The sequence below is a fragment of the Leptothoe spongobia TAU-MAC 1115 genome (assembly GCF_018739885.1).
GTDB lineage: Bacteria > Cyanobacteriota > Cyanobacteriia > Phormidesmidales > Phormidesmidaceae > Leptothoe > Leptothoe spongobia.
The window spans coordinates 23,099-46,325 of the sequence record NZ_JADOES010000012.1 but is presented as its reverse complement, the minus strand read 5'-3'; the positions used below and the strand labels follow the sequence as shown (position 1 = coordinate 46,325).

The following is a 23,227-nucleotide window of genomic DNA, read 5'->3' as shown; positions in this document are numbered from 1 at the left end:
TTTTTTTCAAATAGATTTGACAAAGAAAAACCTTCTGTGGCATCCTAGTAAAAGTGAGAACAAGGCAAATGCGGGTGTAGCTCAGTGGTAGAGCGTCACCTTGCCAAGGTGAATGTCGCGCGTTCGAATCGCGTCACCCGCTTGAAAATCCAATTAGTCTATCTATATATTGGCTCTTATTTAGGGTTAGCGATGTCTCCCAAGTATAAGGGCTGATAGAGCTGGATATAGAATAAACTGAACTTTCACAATTATATGGAGCTTACAAACTATCTAAGCTCCATTTGTCTTGTTTGGTACATGTTCTTTCCAAATGGGGCATACAACACAGCATACAAGGCTGCCGTCATTGAAAGCTTCTAGTCATTGCTGATGCCATAAACTTGAACTAAACCTTGTCCACGTCCAGAACTGGAATTTTACCGTGGTAGAAACTACAGGTTTCAATTTGGATATGGTTTATGTGCGCCAATCCATGTTTATCGACTTGCCAATTCAAGTGCCTTAAACTCAGCTAGGTCTAGGACCATACCTTCACGGGCGACGATACTATTAGGAAATTCTGCTGCCGTCTTGCGGCCAATGTCATCCATAAAATCATCGTCATGCAGAGGATCATGGTGAAAAACAACTAACTTTTTCACATTAGCAGCTTTAGCGAGTTTGACAGCTTCCTGCCAAGTGGAATGCCCCCAACCAACCTTACTTGAACTTTCGGAATGATATTCCGCATCGGTATAGGTACAGTCATAAATCATCACATCAGCATTTTGAGCCAGATACAACACATTTTCATCTAACCGATCAGGGAAATGTTCAGTATCTGTAATATAGGCAGCCGCTATTCCATTCCACTCCACCCGATAGCCAACAGCTTCACCGGGGTGGTTTAGCAGCGCATTAATGATATTAATGTCACCAATGGCTACCGTCTCACCCACAGAGATGTCACAAAATTTCAGCTGAGCCTGCATAATCTGCAAGGGTACTGGAAAATTAGGATGCAACATTTGATCATTGAGGCGTTGCTCAATCGTTGCACCATTTGGGGAAATAACGCCATAGACTTCAAACTGATTGCTCGGCAAGAAGGCTGGTACAAAAAATGGAAATCCTTGAATGTGATCCCAATGAGAATGGGTAAAAAACATACTCGCCTGTATAGGCTGACCTTCATCCAATAGACACTGCCCCAGCTCCCTTAGCCCCGTGCCTCCATCAAAGATTAAACGTTCACCATTGACTCGCATTTCAATGCAGGACGTATTGCCACCATAGCGAACTGTTTCAGCACCGGGACAAGGAATACTTCCTCGTACTCCCCAAAAGTGAATCGTAAATTGAGCATTCGAGTCGGACATCAGTGGCTAAAAATGACGTTAATGAGGGACGCGAATCTTGCTTAATGGCAGTTGACTAGCTTTTGTAAACCCATTAGCGCAGCGTATCCCCTTTTCTTCTAAAGAAATAGGTGGCGATCAGGAGTAATTTTACCCAGTGATTCACACAAAATCTCTGTAAACCCAGACTGTCTTTATAGATCAAGCCATAGAGCGCATATCAAAAATTATTACGATTTTGCATCCGGCTTAGCCCTTCAGCAGTATATGGCCTAATCATGAATGTCTTCTAGATTAGGCCATCTTGCTTACAGCCAGTTTGCCCAAAGCTACATCGAAAGTAGGCGCACTTCCTGACTCTTAGGAAGAAAGTAGCTCCTGCAAAGCACTCAAGTCACTGTAAGCAGTTAGATCGTAATGTAGAGGCGTAACTGTAATGTAACCAGATTTAATGGCTCTGACATCGGTTGTAAATCGAGTCATAAAATCCCTGTTTTGTGATTGGCTGAGGCTGTTGGGCAGACCATGGAGCAAATCGTTATCGCTCTCTTCTAATACTTCTCCTGCCAGCCAATAGTAGGTTTTCCCACGGGGATCAATCCGCTTTTCAAATAGATCACGGTAACGACGTACTCCCAGACGTACTACCTTAACGCCTTGAATCTTGGATTGAGCGATCGCAGGAATATTGAGATTGAGCAATAGGGGCTGCTTGAGTTGAGATAAATACGGCAAAAGCTCACAAGTATAATCCGCAGCTGGTTGGAAGTCTGAATGAGTAAAGCTAGCTAAACTCACCGCTAGGCTGGGAATCCCCTCCAATAACCCCTCCATCGCGGCTGAAACAGTCCCTGAGTAGAGGACATCGTTACCTAAATTCGCGCCATGGTTAATACCTGACAGGACATAGTCAGGAGGGTCATCTAACAATGCATCTAGGGCAAGTTTGACACAGTCTGCTGGGGTCCCAGAACAAGCCCAGGATTGGATCTTCTTGTGATAAACCGACACTACTTTTTCAGCTCGAAGAGGGCGGTGCATCGTAATGCCATGGCCCGTGGCAGAACGCTCACGGTCGGGACAGACGACGGTCACATCATGTCCCCGCTCTGCCAGGGTATTAGCCAGGGTATGAATGCCAGCAGCAAAAATACCGTCATCATTACTGATTAATAGTTTCATGGGGAATCAAAGCTTCGGTGTAGACTAAAGGTTGTCTTGTTATGCCCCTCTTATTTCCACCCGTTTGGCCAGTATGACCACCGATTTAGAGCAGCAACTGAGTACGTTACAGCAAGAAGCCAGAGATGAGATCGCTACCCTGAGCAGCTTAGAGGAGCTCGATCAGTTTCGGGTGGGATATCTGGGCAAAAAAGGTAAGCTTTCTAAAATATTAGGGAGCATGGGTAAGCTATCTGCCGAAGACCGTCCCCGGATTGGGGCTCTAGCCAATCAGGTTAAGACCGCTCTACAAACAAGCATTGATGAGCGCAAAACGACTCTACAGAACGTCAAAATCCAAGCTCAGCTTGAGGCTGAAACCTTAGATGTTTCAATGCCAGGCACTTACTTACCCCAAGGGCGAGTACATCCCATTAACAGCATCATCGATCAGATTACCGATATTTTTGTGGGTCTTGGCTACACAGTAGCGAGTGGTCCCGAAATCGAAGAAGACTATTACAACTTTGAGGCACTTAACTTTTTGCCCGATCATCCAGCACGGGATATGCAGGACACCTTGTACCTGCCTAATGGCAAAATGATGCGTACCCACACCTCCAATACTCAAATCCGCTACATGGAAAACCATGAGCCACCCCTAAGAGCGCTAGCCACAGGGCGATGCTACCGACGCGATACCGTCGATGCAACCCATGCCGCCGTTTTCCATCAAATTGAATTCTTTGCTGTCGATAAAAATATCACCTTTGCAGATTTGCGAGGCACCATCCAACTATTTTTAGAAGCCTTGTTTGGAGATATCGAAGTACGCTTCCGTCCCAGTTATTTCCCATTTACCGAACCTTCAGCAGAAGTTGACGTGAAATGGAAGGGCAAATGGCTAGAAGTCCTAGGCTGCGGCATGATTGATCCTAATGTGTTGAAAGCCGTTGGCTATGACCCAGAAATTTACAGTGGTTTTGCGGCAGGTCTTGGTGTCGAACGTTTAGCCATGGTCCAGAGTCAGATTGACGACATTCGCCGACTATATGCAAGTGACCTACGCTTTCTACAGCAGTTTTAGAATTCGGATATACCCACGCCTTTCAAAAACATTTCTCTAAAACGCTGTAAAACGCTGCTGAATATTAATGCTCAACAGCGTTTGTGGTGACGATTTTATTTATATATCAACTAGTTATCAGAAACTACCCCTACACCAATAGGACAGGAAACATTTGTACCGCCCAGGCCACAGTAGCCACCAGGATTCTTAGCTAGGTACTGCTGATGATAGTCCTCAGCATAATAAAATTCAGGTGCCTCCAAAATTTCAGTCGTAATAGTGCCATGCCCCGCCTGGTTTAGAGCTGACTGATACATCGTCAACGACTTTTCAGCTGATGTTTTCTGCTCAGGGGAATAGGTATAAATCCCAGAGCGATACTGAGTACCGGCATCATTGCCCTGACGCATACCCTGGGTGGGATTGTGACTTTCCCAAAATACCTTTAACAACTGCTCATAGCTAATCACGTTAGGATCAAAAACTACCAGCACCACTTCGTTGTGCCCAGTCATTCCGGAGCACACTTCACGGTAGGTGGGATTGGGCGTATGACCAGCACTGTAGCCCACCGCTGTCGAAAATACGCCTTCTTGCTGCCAAAAACGACGCTCAGCTCCCCAAAAACAGCCCAAGCCAAACATAGCTTTCTGCATACCTTTAGGAAAGGGAGGCTGTAACGAATTACCATTAACATAATGCTGCTCAGGAACAGGCATTTTCTCAGAACGGCCTGGCAATGCATCTGCAGGAGACGGCATTGTCGCTTTCTTACCCAAGCCACCAAGTCCAAAAAGCACCATAGATTTGTAATAGATTTAAGAACGCCTATACCTTTAGTTTACTCAATCTAGAGGTTAATCGTCGTTTGAACACAAATGCCCCGCATACTCCGATGGATTATGACAGTTGCTCATCTGATTAACGCTAGGCAGTAAAAGATACTTGCCCTGTGTCTAACCAACAATTCCAGCATTAAAGCAATAGCTCACTGGTACATCACGCAGCGAGCCATTGACAATCAAATTAGCAAATTTTGTGAGCCAACTACTTGAGAACAGTTGCGTCAAATGCAGCTCTATCTTCAAAAATTTCAAATACCCGATCCATACTGGTCAGTTCAAACAGCATGCGGATTTGATCGTTTATAGAGCAAACATACATCTTGCAACCAGCTGCGCGCGCGTTCTTTAAGCATGCAACCAAAACGCCTAGACCTGAACTATCTACAAATGTGATGTCCTTAAGGTCAATGAGCAGAATCTTGGTTCCTTTTTCCAAAGCCATGTCCACTTGTTGACGAAATGAATTGGTCTGGGTCCCGTCCAAAATACCGCTAGGCTCAATTACATGAACACCTAAGTCCATAGAGATTGTCATGGCTAAATATCAATAACTTATAGTTTAGCTTTACAGATGTTCGAAACTAGCACTTTTAATAGGCCCATCAGTGGAATCTGCTGAACCAAACAATAAAAAGTGTTCGTCCCCATTTACGCCAGGCTGCCCATTTGTGAATCCTTTGCATGCAGCTTGTAATATTCAACTCTTCAATAGAATTGAGACGGTTCCGGTCGATTGATTAGCCGTTTGCCCATAGCTAGTGATTGAGATCGCATCGATCAATTGACTCCAGGGCTGCACAATAGGCTTCACCAGGGAAAACCAACGATTACTAGCTAAAAGACGATCCAACTCCGACCAAGTTCCATAGATATAACCTTCTTGATTTAGGGCATCCATCGACGGCAAGGCACGCTGGAATGATCGACTAGCAGACAGCTGATTAGCAGGAGCGTCTAAAGCAGCCGTCAACCCACCAATTGATGTTGAAAATATATGACAGTCACCGATTTTAGTATGGACTCCCACTAAGTCTGTTTCAACCGTAGTTTCTCGATTACGGGCATCGACACGAGTCTTTAAACGACTCCATGCAGTCACCGACTGGCCCTTTAGCATTAGCCGACTGACTGTAAGACCCTGTTGTCCTGCAATACGATCCAGGCGATCTACCACCGTTGGACTCATCGGCCGAACAGCCATTAACCCGGTACCATCCTCCAGTTGCCCCACTGCATAATCATCAGCCAACAACTGAGTGAGAGGCTCAGACAAGGTCTGAGCCAATTGGGTCGACAGCCATCGTTGCCCCTGTTGGATAGGAGACGGCAGTCTCTGATAATGCGCTAGCTCATCCTTCACCATTGTCAGCAGAGATTGCAAGTCATACCCCATTACTGCCCATGCCACAGAGTCAGGCACATACTGATTAGGCCCATCAGCTTGATGTTTTACAGTCGACCGTGCTCTCTCAGATAAGGACAAATGGCTATTGACACCCGTTAGCGTTGTATCGATCACCAACTGCTGTGAGTACAATTCAATAGCAGCTGTCAAATGCTGCCATTGGTAAGCTGACATTAACGGCAATTTCTCTGGCGTTGCGACCCCTAACCAATCCAAAAATTCCGGAATACGCAAACTAATCCAAGCAGCAGTGCAACAGTCATTGCCTGGAAGCTGCAAATCAGGTGCCTGAGCAACCCGCAAACTCTGTCGCAGTACCTTAATATCATTGGCAACAAGCAAGGTACGCCCCCCAACCACCGCTGTTGCTAGTTGACGTGAGCCCTGGGCAACCAAGCCAGCAATAATCGGCACCCCACTCTCTGCAGTTAAAACAGGCTGAGGTCCGGATACTGACTGACGCTGCCAAAAGAGCTCTAAAAATTCACGCAGAGCATCACCGTCAGCTGCATGGGCCACCAATAGGTAACCAACCTGACGACCATTACGACGATCTCGATCAAGGTCCTTATCTGTAATAGCAACAGCAACCTTGTCTCCTAACCAAGGACGGATATCTTCGCTTAAGTCAATCGAATATGGGCCGAAAATTGTTTTTTCTGCTTGGAATAACGCATCAGATAAATTTGAGCGCTGCCAAACCTTATTGGTCTCGACATTGGTATCTATTACCGTCGCAAATAAGGACTGTTTGGGGACAAATTCTAATAGTTGAGTGCTATGGAGATCATGGGACTGCCCCACTGGGATCGCAACTTGTGCGCAACCATGGAGACCTATTACTAGGAATGCTGCGATCGCAACCGTTATACGCCTCCACCAGCCTCGCCCCAACACATTCACCATAGAAGCAGTGCCCAATTATATGCGCTTCTAGTTTAGTAGAGCCAAGACCTCGAAATGGGACCCAGCAACATGAATTTTTAAAGCATCCCAAACAACACTACACAAAGACACTAACGATAATTGGAGATTTGAACTCAAACCAAATCATGACTCCGCCAAACTGCTAGCAGACGGCCTTGAATATCGACATCTTGGGCGGGGTAGACCATAGGCTCATAGTTAGCATTAGCAGGCTTAAGCACGACATCATCCCCCTGACGATATAGATACTTCAAAGTGGTTGCACTTTCTACACGTGCAGCCACAATGGTGCCATCTCTAACACTGCCAGGATCTGCCACAGGACGCATAATCACAAAATCCCCATTATCAATGAGGGCGTCAATCATACTATCGCCACGCACTCGCAATGCATAGTCACGGGATTTTATTGGCAATGACGATAAGTCAAGATGCTCTTCAGCTACATCCACAAAAGCTTCAACCATGGAACCAGCCGCAATCGTTCCCTTAATAGGAACACCTCCACCTTGCAAAATACGAATCGTTCTAGCCTTACCCTCATTCCAGTCGATATAGCCTTTTTTGCGTAGATGATCAAGGCGGCTTTGAATAGGTGCTGGAGACTTCAGCCCCATAGCTCGCATCATCTGACGAATGGAAGGAGAATGCTGATGTTCACGAATATAGTCAGCTAACCAGTTATAAAGCTCTTCTTGAGCATTAGTAAGCGGTTCCATGGGTTACTCATAGGACAGACCATAAGGGAACAGACGTACCCCTACAAGAACAACAGTACCAACAACTATCCTTTTTGTCCACATGATTTTGAAATAGCCCACACATCGCCCCTAAAACGGCCACAACATCTGATGATTTAGCTCTATCTTTGAAGCTCATCTCAGCCTCTAAAGGCAACATAAATAAGTTCGGGATTGAGAGATATATCCCTCAATCCCGAACTTACAAAACCTTAAAGGCCAGGCCTATTTAAAGTAGGTCTAACGAATATACTCCTTAAGAACGCTGTTACGGTTGGGATGACGTAGCTTCCTTAAAGCCTTGGCTTCAATCTGGCGGATCCGCTCACGAGTAACATTAAAAATCTGACCAATTTCTTCCAAGGTCTTCATCCGTCCATCATCAAGACCATAACGTAAGCGCAGTACATCACGCTCACGAGGACTCAGCGTACTCAAAACACCTTCCAAATCTTCACGCAAAAGACTCTTTGACACCTCATCTTCAGGGGTTTCACCATCTGACTCAATAAAGTCACCAAGACGAGAGTCTTCTTCCTTACCAATGGGAGTTTCCAAGGAAATGGGCAGCTGTGCAGACTTAGCAATAAACCGAAGCTTCTCGATGGTCATCTCCATACGAGTTGCAATCTCTTCTTCTGTAGGCTTACGCCCTAGCTCCTGAGACAAAAGTTTAGTAGTTTTCTTAATACGAGAGATAGTCTCGTAAAGGTGCACCGGCAGACGAATAGTTCGAGACTGGTCAGCAATAGCACGAGTAATTGCCTGACGAATCCACCACGTAGCATAGGTAGAGAACTTATAACCTTTCTCATGATCAAACTTTTCAGCCGCACGAATTAGGCCTAGACTCCCCTCCTGAATCAGATCCTGAAAGGACAGACCACGATTCATGTATTTTTTGGCAATGGAAACAACCAAACGCAAGTTCGACTGCACCATCTTATCTTTAGCGCGTCGCCCAAGGTGCAAACGGCGACGAAACGCTGGCAAAGGCATATCTACAGCAGCCGCCCAATCCGCATCGTCTGGTTCATGATCCATACCGTCAGATAGATCATCACGAATACGCTCAAGCTCAAGTAAATCAGCAATTTTACGAGCTAACTCAATTTCCTCTTCCGCACGCAGCAAGCGAATACGGCCAATTTCTTGTAAATAAAGTCGAATAGAGTCTTCGGTGTAATGCTTCTTCTTAGCCTGAGCAGCTGACGATGCACTACGACGTCGCGACGCGCCTTTAGCAGCTTTAGTACCCTGGACCTCTTCCTCGGAACTTGTAAAAGCCTTGCCAGCCTCAGGATCGATTAACGATTCCAGCTCATTACTGGGCCTCAAGTCCTCAAGAACAGTATTTGCTTGGGTCATGCCGCTTTCCTCGTATTCCTTCAAATGCAACAGATCAAGATATCAAATCAATTAATGACCAAACTCACAGGCCAACTCCAGACGCTCAACAGTCAATAACGTTAAGTCAAGGGAATGGACCTCACTAGGATTATGAATTGGCAAAAGATTGAACTGATACGGCGAACAGACTACTCATGATACAGAGCCATCGTTTACAACGGTACACATTCGCTAACACTCTGAACAAAGATTCCATAGTCAGCAAAGCTTGAGATTATCACTACCAATGTAAAAACGCGAGACCGACTGCTGAGTCTATCCGTGTTTCTACAGTAGTAACACGCTTTTTGATAAAACGCCCAGAGGATTTTCAGCAAGTTACTAGAAATCTATAGCTTTCTGCAAACCTCACTTGGCTCAATGTCAACGACTCCAATACTTACAAGACCGTCTCAAGGCAAACATAAATATTGCCTATCAGAATCAAAATAAATCATAAAGCTTTTTAAAAATTTGGGGTATAACGGCTGACGCTTTGTCGGCATGAGGGATAGGAAGGTCTTCAGCAGCAGTTTTTTGAGATACAGCTCATCAATAGTTCAAGGCAAGCTCAAAGCATTTTTTTCGAGCTATGCGGATATTTTTGGCAAGCGATATCGAAGATTGAGCCAAAGATGACAGGATTTATCTTCGTAGGTTACTAACACATCATCTCCATGCTGAGCTAACTCACTTGCCTGATGGTATATCTGATGTCGATGTCTATAATCCAATGTGCGTATTCTCTGAAAAAGAGCATGTTGATAACGCATGCCATCCTGTAAGTCTTGATTTAACCAAAACTTAAATCGTCTAATTTGCTGATTTTTAATCGTTTTGGAGACCACGGACCTTTGCTTACATAACGTAAAATTCGCTAATACTTAAGAGCAATAGCCACTAACCGTGGTCTAAGGCATATATTTAGTTTATATATGACAAACTCAATCTAATTAGCTAGACGGCTACATTCCAAGGCTAAGGGTATCAGTCTATACCTAAACACATTAGTCATTCCTGGCTCTACGGTGTTTCCATAGAAGAAACGACTAATATCTTTACAAATAAAAAATTAGATTTGCCCTTTGAAAGCAAGCATTAAAGTGTGGTTTTAGCAACCGCTGATTCAACTAAGAGATGTAAAACATCTTGACTGAGAGGCTCTACCAAAAAACCATCAATTCCTGGGTGTTCTTCTTGGGGTGACCAGCTTGGTTCATGGGACTGTGTTAATGCAACAATAGTTGTTCCTAAGGGCTTGACGGTCTCTCTGAGCCGATTTACAAAGGCTTGCGACCAGTTTTGGTAAGCGCCTGAGAGAATCACTAAATAAGGAATACTTTGTTCGATACGGGCAACAGCCTGATCAGTTGAGTGGGCGACAAAAACAGTACCCTCAACCTGGTGAGAAAGTGACTGAGCCATCATGTCTGCGCCTAAACGCTGCCCCAGCCATAAGATGTAACCATTAGAGCTGTTCATATGCCATTACCTGCTAGGCCTATTTCGGCAACTTAAGTCTATGAGGAACCTTTGAAAACAGCAGACGAGTGCAAGGTATCGACAAGGTTCTTAGGGTGGGTTATTAAAGTTGGGAACTAGTACATCCAAGTTAATGAATTGCAAGGTGGACCTAAGGTGATGATAATGACACCTAGGGAGCAAGACGTGCTTTTTTAAGTCGAGTGGTTTCGTACCAAGTCGCGATCGCAGGTACCCAAACCTGAAAATGGGGCCAAATTACTTCACACAGCTTTTGAGCTTCTAATTGAGCATCTGCCTTCCAACGCAAATCTAGCAAATGCATTAGCGAACGAACATTGGCTGACATTACCCAGTGCTGACGCACATCAAACGGAATCAGACCGCGCGCATGTTCTTCGGAAAAGCCTTGTCCAATGCGTGTTTTATAACGATTACAAGCCTCTAAGCACCAAGCAATATCCTGCTGACGAAGTTCATCCGTATAGGTATACTTTTTACCTTGTCGATCGCTATAGTTACCAACAGGCCGCAGGTAAAAAACTTCCTCGATAGAGCGCTTTCCCGACACCACATCTAAAATACGGGATCCTGTATAACGAAAAGACTGCACATCAAACGACACTCCCACCCGATGTGTTCGAATTTGCTGCATGGTTGAATGGGGTAACCATCCGCAGTTCAATACAATTTGGGGATGCTCCAGAGGACCATAGTGACCTCTGCCCCCCCTAAGCAAATTACGAATTACCAAGTCACCACATTTTCCTTCAGAAGGCCAATCCTGGCGCTCGTTCCATACAAACTCCTCAGCATAGTCTTGGTGCATAGCAGCATAAATCGTCTGCTGAGGATTGGGGGTTTGGGAAATAACTTCGACGGTAAACCGTTGCATGGGCAGTTGATAAGGGAAATTTTGTCAGGACAACGCTAATAGTCAAACCTTGATGGCCAGGTGTACACATAATCAACCGATATAGTCTATCGGCAGAGGAGCAACAGCTCAAGCAAGTCTGTCAGAACATATAGTTTCCTAAAACTAAGTGACAAACCCTTGTTAGAATTCGACATGCATTGCTGAAAAGTTACATTTAGAATTTCACATTAATGGCTGGCAATTCTCAGCTAAATGTATTCCCATTAACAGGCAGAACGTATTAATTACGATTTAGTTTCTGCCTTAGGTCATGTTTAAGACGGGCCATAATCGAGGCTTCATCCAAATCATTTACAATCTCAGCAATTGCCGCTTTTGGTCCTTGTTCTCCCCAATTTGCCCCATTAACTAGGTAAGTACGGGTAACTTGACCAATGGCATAGGTGGCCACACCTGCCACAGTCGCCTGAGTCAGGGCCACTGAAAAATAGGGCGCGAGACTCAGTCCTCCCGTAGCCAGACCGGCAGCTCCTAAAACCCCTTTGAGAGAGCTAAGTCCCAAGGTAATTAACAGTTCACTAATGGAAAGACTACCGGTTGCGATCGCAATTGTCTGCAAAAGCATCAAAGACTCTTGCTGAGTCATAGGTAATCCATAGAGTTTAGACAAACTCACCACCAACCCCAAATCCACGGCTACACCACCAAGCACATCAGCCAGTAAAAGCGGATTTACCGCTACTGCCACTGCCTTAGTCAACGTGGTCTGCCAGATCAAATCATCGGCACGGCGCTGACGGATTTCTAACTTACGTGCAACTAATTTGGATTGAATATCATCCGTATATAGGAGGGTATTGAGAGCAATCAGGGCTTTCCCCTCTCGTTCCAACACATCTAAAATTTTGAGCTTCAGAGCCTGAATATCCGGCAAATCTCGCGTTCGCTGCTGTCGACGACAACCATCGGCATACACTACCGTTGTCTTTAGGGGAGACGCAGCCGCCAAAACAATATCCTCAGGCAAAATTCTAAGGGGACTCACTCGCTGCTCTATTTTCTCTAACAGTAAGGCCTGTTCTTCTGGAGAATACTGATCAACCTTATTAAAAACTAGCAAAATCGGTTTGCCCACCTGCCGTAGCCATCCCAAGGCATCGAATTCTATCTGGGTCAGATCCGCCGCTAAGACAAATAGGATGAGATCGCTTTGTTGGGCGACGCGTTCCGCTAACAGCTGACGCTGTTCACCACCCACCTCGTCAATCCCAGGAGTATCAATTAGTTCTACCCCAGAGGCGGTTTTACTACGCTTATTGGTTAGAGATACCCGCTGAATAGGGCTGTCTTCAAAAGAATCCAGAATCTGCCAGTCCACACTCGTTACCGAATGGGTCACCCCATGCAGTGGGCCGGTGATAAATATGGGCTGCCCCACTAACGCATTTAGCAATGACGATTTACCTCGACCCACCATGCCAAAAACAGCGAGGTGTAATATCCCATGCTCCAGCTTTTGCTGAAAACCCAGCAAGTTATTAATTTCAGGTTGCAGACCTTCTCGCTCTCGAGGCGTTAAATCTAGATTATCAATGACTTGATTTAAACTGGCTTGAGCTTGACCATAGTGGAGCTCAGCAACCAGCTGATCAAGCTCTGCCGAACTATCGGCGAATGATGATGAATCAGACAAATTAGTCAACTTAGTAAGTATTTATCTAGTCATAGCAAATGCCCTAAGTTTAATATTGCTCCCACAGCAGTATTATCATCAAGAAATTTTTCAGCGCCAGTAAAACATAGGTGAGAGAATATTAGTCGGATGTTGACTAACGTCTCCCGCAGTCGTCAATCTTGCTATCACTCCATGGATTTTCAAAGTTCAGCCCAGAAAACTTGCTACGATCGCATTGCTCCCTGGATGGATGAACTTTTTGGGGAAGCGACAGTAGCTTTTGAAGATGAACCTTTATTTATTATCACTATCGGGTCTGCGGTAGCTTCTACCCGCGTAGTACCCTGGGGCGAAAATGAAGCGCTGATCACCACTCGGTCCTACGTTGTTACCGATGTAGATGCGACCTCAGAATTGACCTACTATCTGCTAAGGGCCAACGATAACATTCTGTTTGGGCGTTTTGCGCTTGATAGCGAAGACGACATTGTTTTTGAACACAGTCTCGTAGGTTCTACCTGCGATCGCATTGAGCTTAAGCACTCTGTCACTACCGTGGTCCGCCTTGCTGACGATTACGATGATGAGATTGTGGCACGCTGGGGCGGTAAACGTGCTCTTGACCGCTGGGCGTCACCTGATGGCAGAAGCTAAGGAAACCTAGCAATACACAATACCTATCTATCTATATAGATAGATAGCAAAATCAAAAAGGCTGGTAAAGTCACCAGCCTTTTTGATTTTTCAGAATCTATACATTAGGTACAGTAACCGGTCTAATGCCCAACACCCACATAAGTAAAGCCAGCATTCTCAAGGGCTTTACGGTCTAGAAAATTACGACCATCAATCAGATTAGGCGTATTCATTAGACCAGCCATCTTGGTGTAATCCAGATCCTTAAACTGTTTCCAGTCAGTTACCAATACCAGAGCATCACAGCCATCGGCCAAACGCTCCACATCGGTCTCCACAATCACGCCAGTCATACCATTTCGCATTCCACTCTGGGAAACAATGGGATCATAGGCTTTGACCTTTGCACCTAAGCGATTGAGGTGCTCAATCAAAATCAATGACGGCGCATCACGCATATCATCGGTATCAGGCTTAAATGTTAAGCCCAGCAGACCAACCGTCTTACCCTTCAAGATTTTTAGAATGTGCTGTAACTTTTCAAGAGAAAGCAAACGCTGTCTAGTATTTACATCTATGGTGGACTTGAGTAACTGAGCCTCATAACCATAGTCATCAGCAGTATGTACCAACGCTGAGACATCCTTAGGAAAACAAGAGCCGCCCCAACCAATACCAGCTTGGAGAAACTTGCTACCGATGCGGGAATCTAAACCAATACCCTGGGCCACTTGGACCACATCCGCCCCAACGCGATCGCAAATATTTGCAACTTCATTAATAAAGCTAATTTTAGTCGCTAAAAACGCATTGGACGCATACTTAACCATTTCGGCTGAGCTCAGGTCTGTCACCAAAACCGGCACTTGAGGCACAGATGAATCCTCAGCAAATTGACGCTCCACAATGGGTTCATAGAGCTCTTTCATCATAGCGATAGCCTTAGGATTACTACCACCCAGCACAATCCGATCGGGATTAAAGGTGTCATAAACCGCCGAACCCTCACGCAAAAACTCAGGATTACTAACCACATCAAAGGTTGGCATTTTCGGTTTATCAGCAGGAGCACCTGCACCCACTGGCACCTGCTGACGCTCAGCCATCCCATCCATCACAATCATGCGCACCCAATCCCCAGACCCAATAGGAACTGTGGACTTATTAACAATGACTTTGTAACCACCATTCAGGTGCTCACCAATCCCACGAGCTACTGCTTCAACATAGCGAGTATCACTTTCTCCCGTCGGCAATGGAGGCGTGCCCACTGCGATAAAGAGGATATCCCCATGGGATACCCCTGCACCCAGATCAGTGGTAAAGGTTAAACGAGAAGCTTCCATCGAGGATTGCATCAGCTCAGACAGCCCCGGTTCAAAAATAGGGGATTGGCCTGACTGCATGAGCTTTACCTTTTCGGCATTGTTATCAACACAAATAACATCATGACCAATATGAGAGAGGCATACACCTGTAACTAAGCCAACATAGCCTGTACCAATAACACAAACACGCATATAAATACTCCTTACCTAAAAAGATAGATGGACTGAATTAAACCTAAATGGTTTGATTTATTGCCTGACCTCACACATGCCATTCCCATAGCAATGGCAATAATCAATTTCAGAATGCAGCACAATTACTCAACTGCAATTCAACAAAATCACGTTTACGCTGACTTTGTTGTTGCGGATACCGTCAGTTTACCCTCTGCTTCTAGACGGGTTCTAAAGTCCGCAATAGTCAGCTCTAAGCCTTCTTTAAGAGGTACCACCGGCTCCCACTTCAGCATCGTCTTAGCCTTGGTAATATCAGGCTGACGACGACGAGGATCATCCTGAGGCAGCGGCTCATGCTTCAGCGCAGCATCAGGGTTCACCATTTTTTGAATAGACTGAGCCAACTCTAAAATAGTGTATTCACCTGGATTACCCAGATTTATAGGACCAATGTAATCATTGTCCATCAGGCGAATAAACCCTTCTACAAGGTCAGATACGTAGCAAAAGCTACGCGTTTGGGAACCATCGCCATACACAGTTAGAGGATGACCCTGTAGTGCCTGAACAATAAAGTTACTCACAACCCGACCATCGTTTTCTAACATCCGAGGGCCGTAAGTGTTGAAAATCCGAACTACCCTAATATCCACATCATTCTGACGGTGGTAGTCAAAAGCTAGAGTTTCGGCCACTCGCTTGCCCTCGTCATAGCAGCTACGAATACCAATAGTATTAACGCTACCGCGATACTCCTCCGGCTGAGGATGAACCTCAGGATCTCCATATACTTCAGAAGTAGAAGCAAGAAAAAACCTAGCTTTGACACGCTTTGCTAAGCCCAACATATTAAGAGTACCCATCACATTGGTTTTGATGGTTTTTACCGGATTGTATTGATAGTGAACTGGCGAAGCAGGACAAGCCAGATGATAAATCTGATCAACTTCAAGACGAATCGGCTCAGTAACGTCGTGGCGAATTAGTTCAAAGTTAGGATGATTCAACCACTGCAAAACATTTTGCTTACGTCCCGTATAAAAGTTATCTAAGCAAATCACCTCATGATTAGCACCCATTAATCGATCAATAAGGTGAGAACCAATAAAACCGGCTCCACCGGTAACTAAAATTCGCATAATAGCTTTGAACTAATAAGACATCAATATGAAAATACGAATGAACTATATGCTTTTCTGATACTAAAACTTCACATATAGCCTAGCAAGGTAGATAAGCTTTCTAAGAAGGAACGTAATTCATAAAACAAATTATCGAGGAAATCGCCTTAGACCCATTAATTGCTAGGAGCATGGTGTTCAAGAATCACCTCAATGTTTCTGCAATCTAGCAAAATTTACTGGTGTAACGACTGACTCAAATCGGCGTTCATCACAACTTCAAATCCTGTGCCAGGGATATCAACATTTAAATCCTTGTTACAGGAATGCCCAAAACCCAGACCAAGCTACCATCAGCCAATATTTAAAGTTTTCAGAAACCTCCTACTTTCGTCAGTAGCTAAGTTTGTGCGATAGCCAAGTTTCTGCCTAATGGCGGCCTAGTATGTGAGGGGACCTTCAAGCCCTCCATAAAACCTTGTCCTCAACTATCAAGATACTTGTCTGGCATAGCAAGTTTTATAGCTTTGCTAACACATCCAAATCTGCTTTGATCCAATCAATCCCTGGCTTGGTGCCCTGACGGTCATAGACACCACTAGCCGCAACGAAATCGACTACAGCGTCTTGCTGCTTAGCTAGGTTTGCCTTGGCACGAGCTCTGTTATGGAGAGCTTCAGCCAATGTAGGTTCACAGTCAAGCACCTTCGTAAAACAATCAATTGCTTGGCGATAGGCTCGTTCACGATAGGCCAATATCCCTCGATTAAATTGATGTCGCGCCTCGCCACTGATGGGAATAGATAGGTCAGTAATGGGGGTTAAAAATGGGATATGCCCCCTTAAGGGCTGTAGTGTCGTCACAGCAATGGCACCTCCACCAATACTTAGAATGGCTAGAATGACTACCAGCAGAATCAATCCGTCACTTGATATTTCCATAAGTCCTCATAGATGTTGGCTGAAGCCTGTTGACTTCGCGTTATGGCTGAAGCCTGCTGACTTCGCGTTATGTATTAATGAATAAAATCTGGCCAAAATCCTGTTTGGCGCGTTAATTCCTTGAAAAGATTTTATGAAACACTAAATTTTACATAGATGTTTAATAAATTCCAGCTCTAACGCCCTCCCAATGACTTCATAAAATCTTTACTTTTAACGTTAATCAAATATCGACAGTCACACTGAGTTATCCTTACGCTAAAATTGCTCGTAACTATGAACTTTTCATGAAGTCTATCAGGTGTACTACTTGCTAGAATTCCATGAGGTTCATTCCAGGCAGTTTAGTTAGCAACAGGGCTAAACCGCTAATTTAATCTCATTTGTCATAACGATTCAGCCATCGACCATTCAGAGGTTTTTGAATGCCTGATATATTTCCCGGCATGAACCCTTATCTGGAACATCCCGACCTTTGGCCCATAATCCATCCGCGCTTTGTTACTGCATTAGCCAGCCTTTTGCAAAAGGAAGTCTCTAATCGGTATAACGTCATCATTCGTAAGCGGGTCTATCGCGTTAGCGGTGAAGATAGTTTAGTAGTGGAACAATCAGCCAACGTCCCCCAAGTGAATGGGGCTAATGGGTCAACTGCAAACGGTTCATCGCCAGTGGAGCAGCAACCCATCCCTACCTACATTGCTGTTCCTCAAACAATTCAAGAGGAGTACATCGAGATCGTGGATCATCAAATTGGGACAACGGTCACGATTGTAGAAGTCCTTACACCACAAAAAAAACGCCCAGGGCGAGGGCGAGAGAACTACGAACAGCGCTGCGAAGCTATCTTTGGTAGCGATACCCATTTTGTAGAAATCGATCTGCTGCGAGGATGGGAACCTATCTCTGCCTATGGCCCAAGTGATACCGACTATCAGGTACTGGTAAGCCGTAGTGACCAGCGTCCCAAAGCTGAACTCTATACATGGCAAGTATACGCCCCTATCCCTCCTCTGACGCTACCACTCAGCCGTCCTCAAGATGGCGAAGGGACTCAAGCATGCTGCACAGTTGATCTTAAACAGGCTCTAAACGATGTCTGCACAAACTCTATTCACGCATTATCTATCAATTACGAACGCGATCCCATTCCACCACTCCCAGGAGAGGCAAGTCGTTGGCTATCTAATTTATTAGAACAGTCAGATTTACGGCAATCGAGCCAGAGCACAAACCGATATGATGAAGCAAATCTTAAAAAGCGTAGCGCTCATCTGCAGGCATGACCGGCCAAATTATCAATCCCCCTGTTAAACCAACCGATTTAGACGCTTTTATAACGTCCAGTCCCAGTCCATTTATTAACAGTTGCAAACAGCACAAACGTATTTGGAACTGGCGCGGTTATGACATTCAGTACACTGTTGAGGGAGAGGGTACTCCCCTAGTTCTCATCCATGGATTTGGAGCGTCCATTGGTCATTGGCGTAAAAATATACCCGTTTTGGCAGCAGCAGACTGTCAAGTCTATGCACTAGATTTATTGGGGTTTGGTGGCTCCGAAAAACCTGCTTTAGATTATTCGCTAGATCTTTGGGAAGTCCTCTTACGGGATTTTTGGCAACAGCATATTGGTATACCTACTGTATTTGTGGGTAACTCTATCGGTGGCTTGCTAGTTCTGATGACCTTGGCGAACTCTCCTGATATAGCTCAAGGAGGAGTACTCCTCAACTGTGCTGGTAGTCTTAACCATCGCCCTGAAGACTTACCTGGCCCCCTCAGTAAAGTGATGGGACTATTTAGTAAATTGGTTAATGCTCCCGTCCTAGGATCACTAATTTTTCATCAAGTACGGCAGCGGTTTCGAATTCGTGGAGCCCTCAAGCAGGTATATGGCAACCGTGATGCCATTACTGCAGAGCTAGTGGAAATTCTCTATCGTCCTTCCTGTGATCCAGGAGCTCAAAAGGTTTTTGCTTCTATTTTGACGGCCCCACCAGGACCAAGGCCAAGTGAGCTATTGCCCAAAGTTCAGCATCCACTCCTGGTATTGTGGGGAGAAACTGATCCCTGGACTCCAATTCAAGGCGCTAAGCTATATAAAGAAATGGCTAATGCTCCTAATCAGCCTGTAACTTTCCATTCCATTCCAGCCACAGGACATTGCCCTCATGATGAGCGGCCAGAACTTGTAAACAACTTGATACTGGAGTGGCTAAGTTCGCTAAAAATCTAACTTCCGGAGAAAAGAGTATGGTGTTTCCACTCTTCGATATTTAAGCTTGGCAAGCCTGACAAATAACAGCTGAAATAGCCAGGAACATCCTCCAAATTGATAACTGTAGTAAATCTCTCATCTTTTGGGTTGTATTAGATCAAAGTATTTTCATCTAATACAAATATTGTGAGCGTCTGCTCCCCATCAGGAACAACAGCCACATGGCTGACAAGATCTAGGGTGTCGGACTGACGATAAGCTTCTGGTAATATCCTCACTTGTTCTCGCAACACATCCATCAAATTAGGAGATGTGGCTACTGGAATAGCTATCAGATCAGCCGCTTGATTTTTAACGATAACAAAATATCCTTGCTTTTCGGAAATAGGTACTTGGAATAATTTACGATGTAAGTCAACAACAATCACGTCCTGTCCATCCAAATGGATCATCCCTGTGAGTCCCAGACCACTGCCATGAATTTGTGAGCGTTTGACAACTTTATAAACTGTCTCAATATTACAGGCAACAGTTAATTGACCTAGGCTCATGACAATGAGTCTCAGGGTTTGAGTAGCCTTGGTAGATACTTGAGTCATCATAGATATTTATTCTAAGAGAGTCGCGATCGCGCCTACAAATTCCTTCTCGATGTAGGGTTTGGTGAAATATTCATTAGCACCCAGATGTTTAGCAAGGGTCTGATGCTTATGATTGCCACGGGATGTCAGCATCACTGTTGGAATTTTGGCCCATGTCAAATTGGCCCGGCGCTGACTCAGAAACTCAAACCCATTCAGACGAGGCATTTCCACATCACAGATAATGAGATGCGGTAAAGCTCCTCGTTGTAGCTGCTCCACCGCATCTCGACCATCCTTAGCTTGTAAAACTTGGTACCCGGCTTTGCGCAGCGTCAGTGCCAGCGTACGCCTGAGCGCAGATGAATCATCAACAATCATAAGGGTTTTAGCATTCTTGGGCTGCTGAGACCAGACCGGCGTCGGCATGGCTGGACCAGCATCAAACTGTACTAAGGTCCCCCCATCAATCACAGGGACTAAACTACCATCAGCCAAAACTGTACAGCCGTTAATATAATCTGGAGCAGCAATCGCTTTACCCATAGGTTTGATCACTAACTCCTGCTCAGTCACAATCTGTTCTAAACTGAGCGCTAATTGCCCCTGTCCCTGCTGAATAATCAGCATTATGTTTTGTCCCTGAATCGTTTGCCCTTCTTGGAGTTCCTGTGGAAGTTGTTCAGGTACTTGACATCTATAATTTAACAACTCAGCCAAATCATAAACTGGAATCAATTGGTCTCGCCAGTAGAGAAACTGCTTGCCTCCAGAGTACTTTAGCTGGGCAGCAGCAGGTCTTAAAATTTCTTCAATACTATCAGAAGCAAAGGCTACAGCTGTAGTGCCAACGCTGCCAACCACTAATTTTGTCAATGTTAGGGTCAGCGGTATTTTGAGTGAGAATACTGTACCTTGACCTGGATTTGTGGTCAGTGACAACTTGCCATTAAACGTCTGCAAGCTCGCTTTTACGACATCAAGACCCATACCACGTCCCGACAGCTCACTTATCTTACTTGCAGTGGAAAAACCTGGCTCAAAGATCAGATGTTGAATTTGCTGCTTTGGCATAGCTGTTAATTGTTCTGGCGTAACCAGTTCAACTGCTATCGCCCGTTCGATAATACTCTCAAGATCCAAACCTTGACCATCATCCCCAATTTCAATAACTGTATAGTTACCTTGGTGATAGGCACGAAGCTCAATGGTCCCCTCAGCGGGTTTTCCCGAAGCTTGACGCCTGTCAGGAGTCTCAATGCCATGATCAAATGCATTACGCAATAAATGAAGCAACGGATCGTAAAGTTTTTCAAGCATAACTCGATCCACCAATACGTCCGTACCTATCAGCTTAAGCTGAACTGTTTTTTGATAGGTTGTTGATAACTCTCGTATAACTCGAGGAAATCGCTTTAAAACCTGATCTAGAGGCACCATTCGTGACCACATCAATTCATCACGTAACTGGGTCAATGTGAGACGATGACGCTCCAGCAGTTGATTTGACTGTCCTGCGAATAAAGCCACATCATCAATTGACTCTGCCAGCTGAAAAACCTCTTCCAACACCTCCTCTAACAATAAATTAATCTCACCATAGCTATCCATTTCTAAGGAGTCAAATGCATTACTAGCAGACTCAGAAATAGTTCCAGCCAAATTTCTCTCAGGAGAGATCAAAATTTGATCAGATAAACCTTGCAACTGTTTAACAATCGATCGAAAGGATAAAAATCGTCGTCCCAATCGACGAACTGTACGCTGAAACTGATCGTTTTGTAACGATAGGCTATTTCGATTAATAGCCAGCTCTCCCACCAAATTATCCATACGCTCTAGGCGATCTAAAGCGACTTTAGCGGATAGCCTAGGATTGGGAGCCAATTTGGATACTGGTCGCGACTCCTTAGGAGAGAAAGTAACAGGAGCAATATTATTCTCTACTGATAATTGTGGCAAAGAATCATACACATCACCGATGAAGCTGACTGCATCTTGAAGACTAGGAAGGCTCTCTCCGTCCACAAGCTCTAATGATCCTCCATCCGAAACATCCGTCTCATTTAGAGTGTCCGCAGCTATGTTTAGGTCAGAAGCAGATGGCTCTGACCAATTTTCTATTATTGGTGCTGATGGAGACTCCTGCATCACAGCTTCAAAGTCATTGACTTCAACGTCTAGTGCTGCTGCTCCAGAGTCAGCATCCCCCCACACATCTTCTAAGTCATCTACATCATCTGATGTAGATGACAAATCTTCTGGCTCATCTATCCTTTCTACTGAGGGAAACTCGACAGCGTCTATCGACCAGATCTCCTCTAAGGTAGAAACCTGATCAGTAGTAGCATCCAAAAACTCAATCGCTGGAGATGTCTCATCATTGATAGATTCATCCAGTGCATCAAGATCCAGCTCAGTCAAGTCAAAATCCTCAAGCGCTCCAGATATAGACACATCGCTATAGGTAGGGTCATCCGGTCCGGCAATCTCTCCCTCAGCCAACGCCAGCAAAATCTCAGAGGGACCACTCACCGCTTCTTTGCCACTTGTGAGAACAGTCGTTCGAGCATTGTTGACATCGTTCAGGATCTGCTCAATAACTAACAGTGGCTGATGACAATGCTTACTCGCAGCTAGTCGAGCCGTAGACATCATCAAGGTAAATCTAGGCAGATCAACCAACTCGGCAAAGCCAGTTAATATCTCAAGCTGGCTTTGGAGCTCCTCATTACAGTCATAGTCATCAGAATTCGCTAAAACCGCGTGTAGCCTTGCCAAAACCTCTGCCACATCCACCTCAAAAATTGAGGCAACAATATCTACACCTAAATCAACGGCACTGGGAATAAAGCCATCGGCAATATCCATAGCAGCTCCAAGCCGTTCTTCTAGCTCACCAAAAATCAACTCAAAAACTGCCAGAGCCTGCTTCTCGTTAAACTCTCCCGTATCAATTTGCAACTGAAGCGGATGCCGCAAACAATCATAGGCACGCAACAGTAGCGTTTCTAAATCTGCATCCACCACCACCATATCGCTATACAATGCCTTAAATGCATCTTCTAAGCGATGGGCAATAGTTTTAATCGTATCCAGATCAACACTGGCAGCCCCGCCCTTAATAGAATGAGCCGCTCGCATGATTTCATGAACCTTTTGTACACTGACGTCTGGACGTAAGTTTAGAAGTCCAGTCTCAATGATGTCTAACAGCTCAGAGGCTTCTTCAATAAAGAATTGATAAGCCTGATCGCGAATATCAGGATCGATGGTCATAACACTTTAGCCAGTGAGGTTAAGGATTTAAA

19 protein-coding genes and 1 tRNA gene are annotated in these 23,227 nt (G+C 44.9%); 5 read left to right on the top strand and 15 right to left on the bottom strand.

Annotation, left to right across the window (positions count from 1 at the left end; translation table 11 throughout):
* The first annotated feature begins 70 nt into the window (after positions 1 to 70).
* Positions 71 to 142: transfer RNA gene (locus IXB50_RS08505), tRNA-Gly, on the top strand.
* Between the two features lie 337 nt (positions 143 to 479).
* Here IXB50_RS08505 and IXB50_RS08500 read toward each other — a convergent pair.
* Together IXB50_RS08500 and surE are read right to left on the bottom strand one after the other, a co-directional pair.
* Entirely contained in the window at positions 480 to 1,361 is an 882-nt protein-coding gene (locus IXB50_RS08500; protein WP_215608528.1) for an MBL fold metallo-hydrolase, read from the bottom strand.
* Between the two features lie 339 nt (positions 1,362 to 1,700).
* The gene (surE, locus tag IXB50_RS08495; protein ID WP_215608527.1) at positions 1,701 to 2,522 is read right to left on the bottom strand and encodes a 5'/3'-nucleotidase SurE; all 822 of its coding nucleotides are present in this window, start codon (positions 2,520 to 2,522) and stop codon (positions 1,701 to 1,703) included.
* Positions 2,523 to 2,595: 73 nt separating this feature from the next.
* Here surE and pheS point away from each other — a divergent pair, with 73 nt between their 5' ends.
* On the top strand, positions 2,596 to 3,588 hold the full coding sequence (pheS, locus tag IXB50_RS08490; RefSeq protein WP_215608526.1) for a phenylalanine--tRNA ligase subunit alpha: 993 nt from the start codon (positions 2,596 to 2,598) through the stop codon (positions 3,586 to 3,588).
* A 110-nt stretch (positions 3,589 to 3,698) separates the two neighbouring features.
* Here pheS and msrA read toward each other — a convergent pair whose 3' ends face one another.
* The 8 genes from msrA to IXB50_RS08450 form a co-directional block, all read right to left on the bottom strand.
* Complete coding sequence (gene msrA, locus IXB50_RS08485) at positions 3,699 to 4,373, bottom strand: peptide-methionine (S)-S-oxide reductase MsrA (protein ID WP_215608525.1); 675 nt, start codon at positions 4,371 to 4,373, stop codon at positions 3,699 to 3,701.
* Positions 4,374 to 4,617: 244 nt separating this feature from the next.
* Positions 4,618 to 4,938 (bottom strand): STAS domain-containing protein, encoded by a 321-nt coding sequence (locus tag IXB50_RS08480; RefSeq protein WP_215608585.1) that lies wholly within the window; start codon positions 4,936 to 4,938, stop codon positions 4,618 to 4,620.
* 174 nt (positions 4,939 to 5,112) lie between these two features.
* On the bottom strand, positions 5,113 to 6,726 hold the full coding sequence (locus IXB50_RS08475; protein ID WP_215608524.1) for a DUF3352 domain-containing protein: 1,614 nt from the start codon (positions 6,724 to 6,726) through the stop codon (positions 5,113 to 5,115).
* 134 nt (positions 6,727 to 6,860) lie between these two features.
* Complete coding sequence (lexA, locus tag IXB50_RS08470; protein WP_215608523.1) at positions 6,861 to 7,466, bottom strand: transcriptional repressor LexA; 606 nt, start codon at positions 7,464 to 7,466, stop codon at positions 6,861 to 6,863.
* Positions 7,467 to 7,727: 261 nt separating this feature from the next.
* Positions 7,728 to 8,855: an RNA polymerase sigma factor RpoD gene (gene rpoD / locus IXB50_RS08465; RefSeq protein WP_215608522.1), complete on the bottom strand. Its 1,128-nt coding sequence runs from the start codon at positions 8,853 to 8,855 to the stop codon at positions 7,728 to 7,730.
* Between the two features lie 1,119 nt (positions 8,856 to 9,974).
* Complete coding sequence (locus IXB50_RS08460) at positions 9,975 to 10,358, bottom strand: response regulator (protein WP_215608521.1); 384 nt, start codon at positions 10,356 to 10,358, stop codon at positions 9,975 to 9,977.
* 172 nt (positions 10,359 to 10,530) lie between these two features.
* Positions 10,531 to 11,253 (bottom strand): FAD-dependent thymidylate synthase, encoded by a 723-nt coding sequence (gene thyX / locus IXB50_RS08455; protein WP_215608520.1) that lies wholly within the window; start codon positions 11,251 to 11,253, stop codon positions 10,531 to 10,533.
* Positions 11,254 to 11,515: 262 nt separating this feature from the next.
* Positions 11,516 to 12,928 (bottom strand): GTP-binding protein, encoded by a 1,413-nt coding sequence (locus IXB50_RS08450; protein WP_246564276.1) that lies wholly within the window; start codon positions 12,926 to 12,928, stop codon positions 11,516 to 11,518.
* Positions 12,929 to 13,102: 174 nt separating this feature from the next.
* On the opposite strand from IXB50_RS08450, the gene IXB50_RS08445 reads away from it, so the two are divergent.
* On the top strand, positions 13,103 to 13,564 hold the full coding sequence (locus IXB50_RS08445) for a T3SS (YopN, CesT) and YbjN peptide-binding chaperone 1 (protein ID WP_215608518.1): 462 nt from the start codon (positions 13,103 to 13,105) through the stop codon (positions 13,562 to 13,564).
* Between the two features lie 122 nt (positions 13,565 to 13,686).
* Here IXB50_RS08445 and IXB50_RS08440 read toward each other — a convergent pair whose 3' ends face one another.
* From IXB50_RS08440 to IXB50_RS08430, 3 genes are all read right to left on the bottom strand, one after another.
* Positions 13,687 to 15,066: a UDP-glucose dehydrogenase family protein gene (locus IXB50_RS08440; protein ID WP_215608517.1), complete on the bottom strand. Its 1,380-nt coding sequence runs from the start codon at positions 15,064 to 15,066 to the stop codon at positions 13,687 to 13,689.
* Between the two features lie 155 nt (positions 15,067 to 15,221).
* A complete protein-coding gene (locus tag IXB50_RS08435) occupies positions 15,222 to 16,190 on the bottom strand; it encodes a UDP-glucuronic acid decarboxylase family protein (RefSeq protein WP_215608516.1) in 969 nt (322 codons plus the stop codon).
* Positions 16,191 to 16,691: 501 nt separating this feature from the next.
* Entirely contained in the window at positions 16,692 to 17,114 is a 423-nt protein-coding gene (locus IXB50_RS08430; RefSeq protein ID WP_215608515.1) for a tetratricopeptide repeat protein, read from the bottom strand.
* 425 nt (positions 17,115 to 17,539) lie between these two features.
* Between IXB50_RS08430 and IXB50_RS08425 the strand changes: the two genes are divergently transcribed.
* Together IXB50_RS08425 and IXB50_RS08420 are read left to right on the top strand one after the other, a co-directional pair.
* Positions 17,540 to 18,400, top strand: coding sequence for a DUF4058 family protein (locus IXB50_RS08425; RefSeq protein ID WP_215608514.1), 861 nt, complete (start codon positions 17,540 to 17,542; stop codon positions 18,398 to 18,400).
* Positions 18,397 to 19,353, top strand: a complete 957-nt coding sequence (locus IXB50_RS08420; RefSeq protein ID WP_215608513.1) for an alpha/beta fold hydrolase — start codon at positions 18,397 to 18,399, stop codon at positions 19,351 to 19,353. Before IXB50_RS08425 ends, IXB50_RS08420 begins: the two co-directional genes overlap by 4 nt.
* A 134-nt stretch (positions 19,354 to 19,487) precedes the next feature.
* On the opposite strand, the gene IXB50_RS08415 is transcribed toward IXB50_RS08420, so the two are convergent.
* Together IXB50_RS08415 and IXB50_RS08410 are read right to left on the bottom strand one after the other, a co-directional pair.
* Positions 19,488 to 19,937, bottom strand: a complete 450-nt coding sequence (locus IXB50_RS08415) for a chemotaxis protein CheW (protein WP_215608512.1) — start codon at positions 19,935 to 19,937, stop codon at positions 19,488 to 19,490.
* Between the two features lie 6 nt (positions 19,938 to 19,943).
* On the bottom strand, positions 19,944 to 23,195 hold the full coding sequence (locus IXB50_RS08410) for a hybrid sensor histidine kinase/response regulator (protein ID WP_215608511.1): 3,252 nt from the start codon (positions 23,193 to 23,195) through the stop codon (positions 19,944 to 19,946).
* Between the last annotated feature and the right edge of the window lie 32 nt (positions 23,196 to 23,227).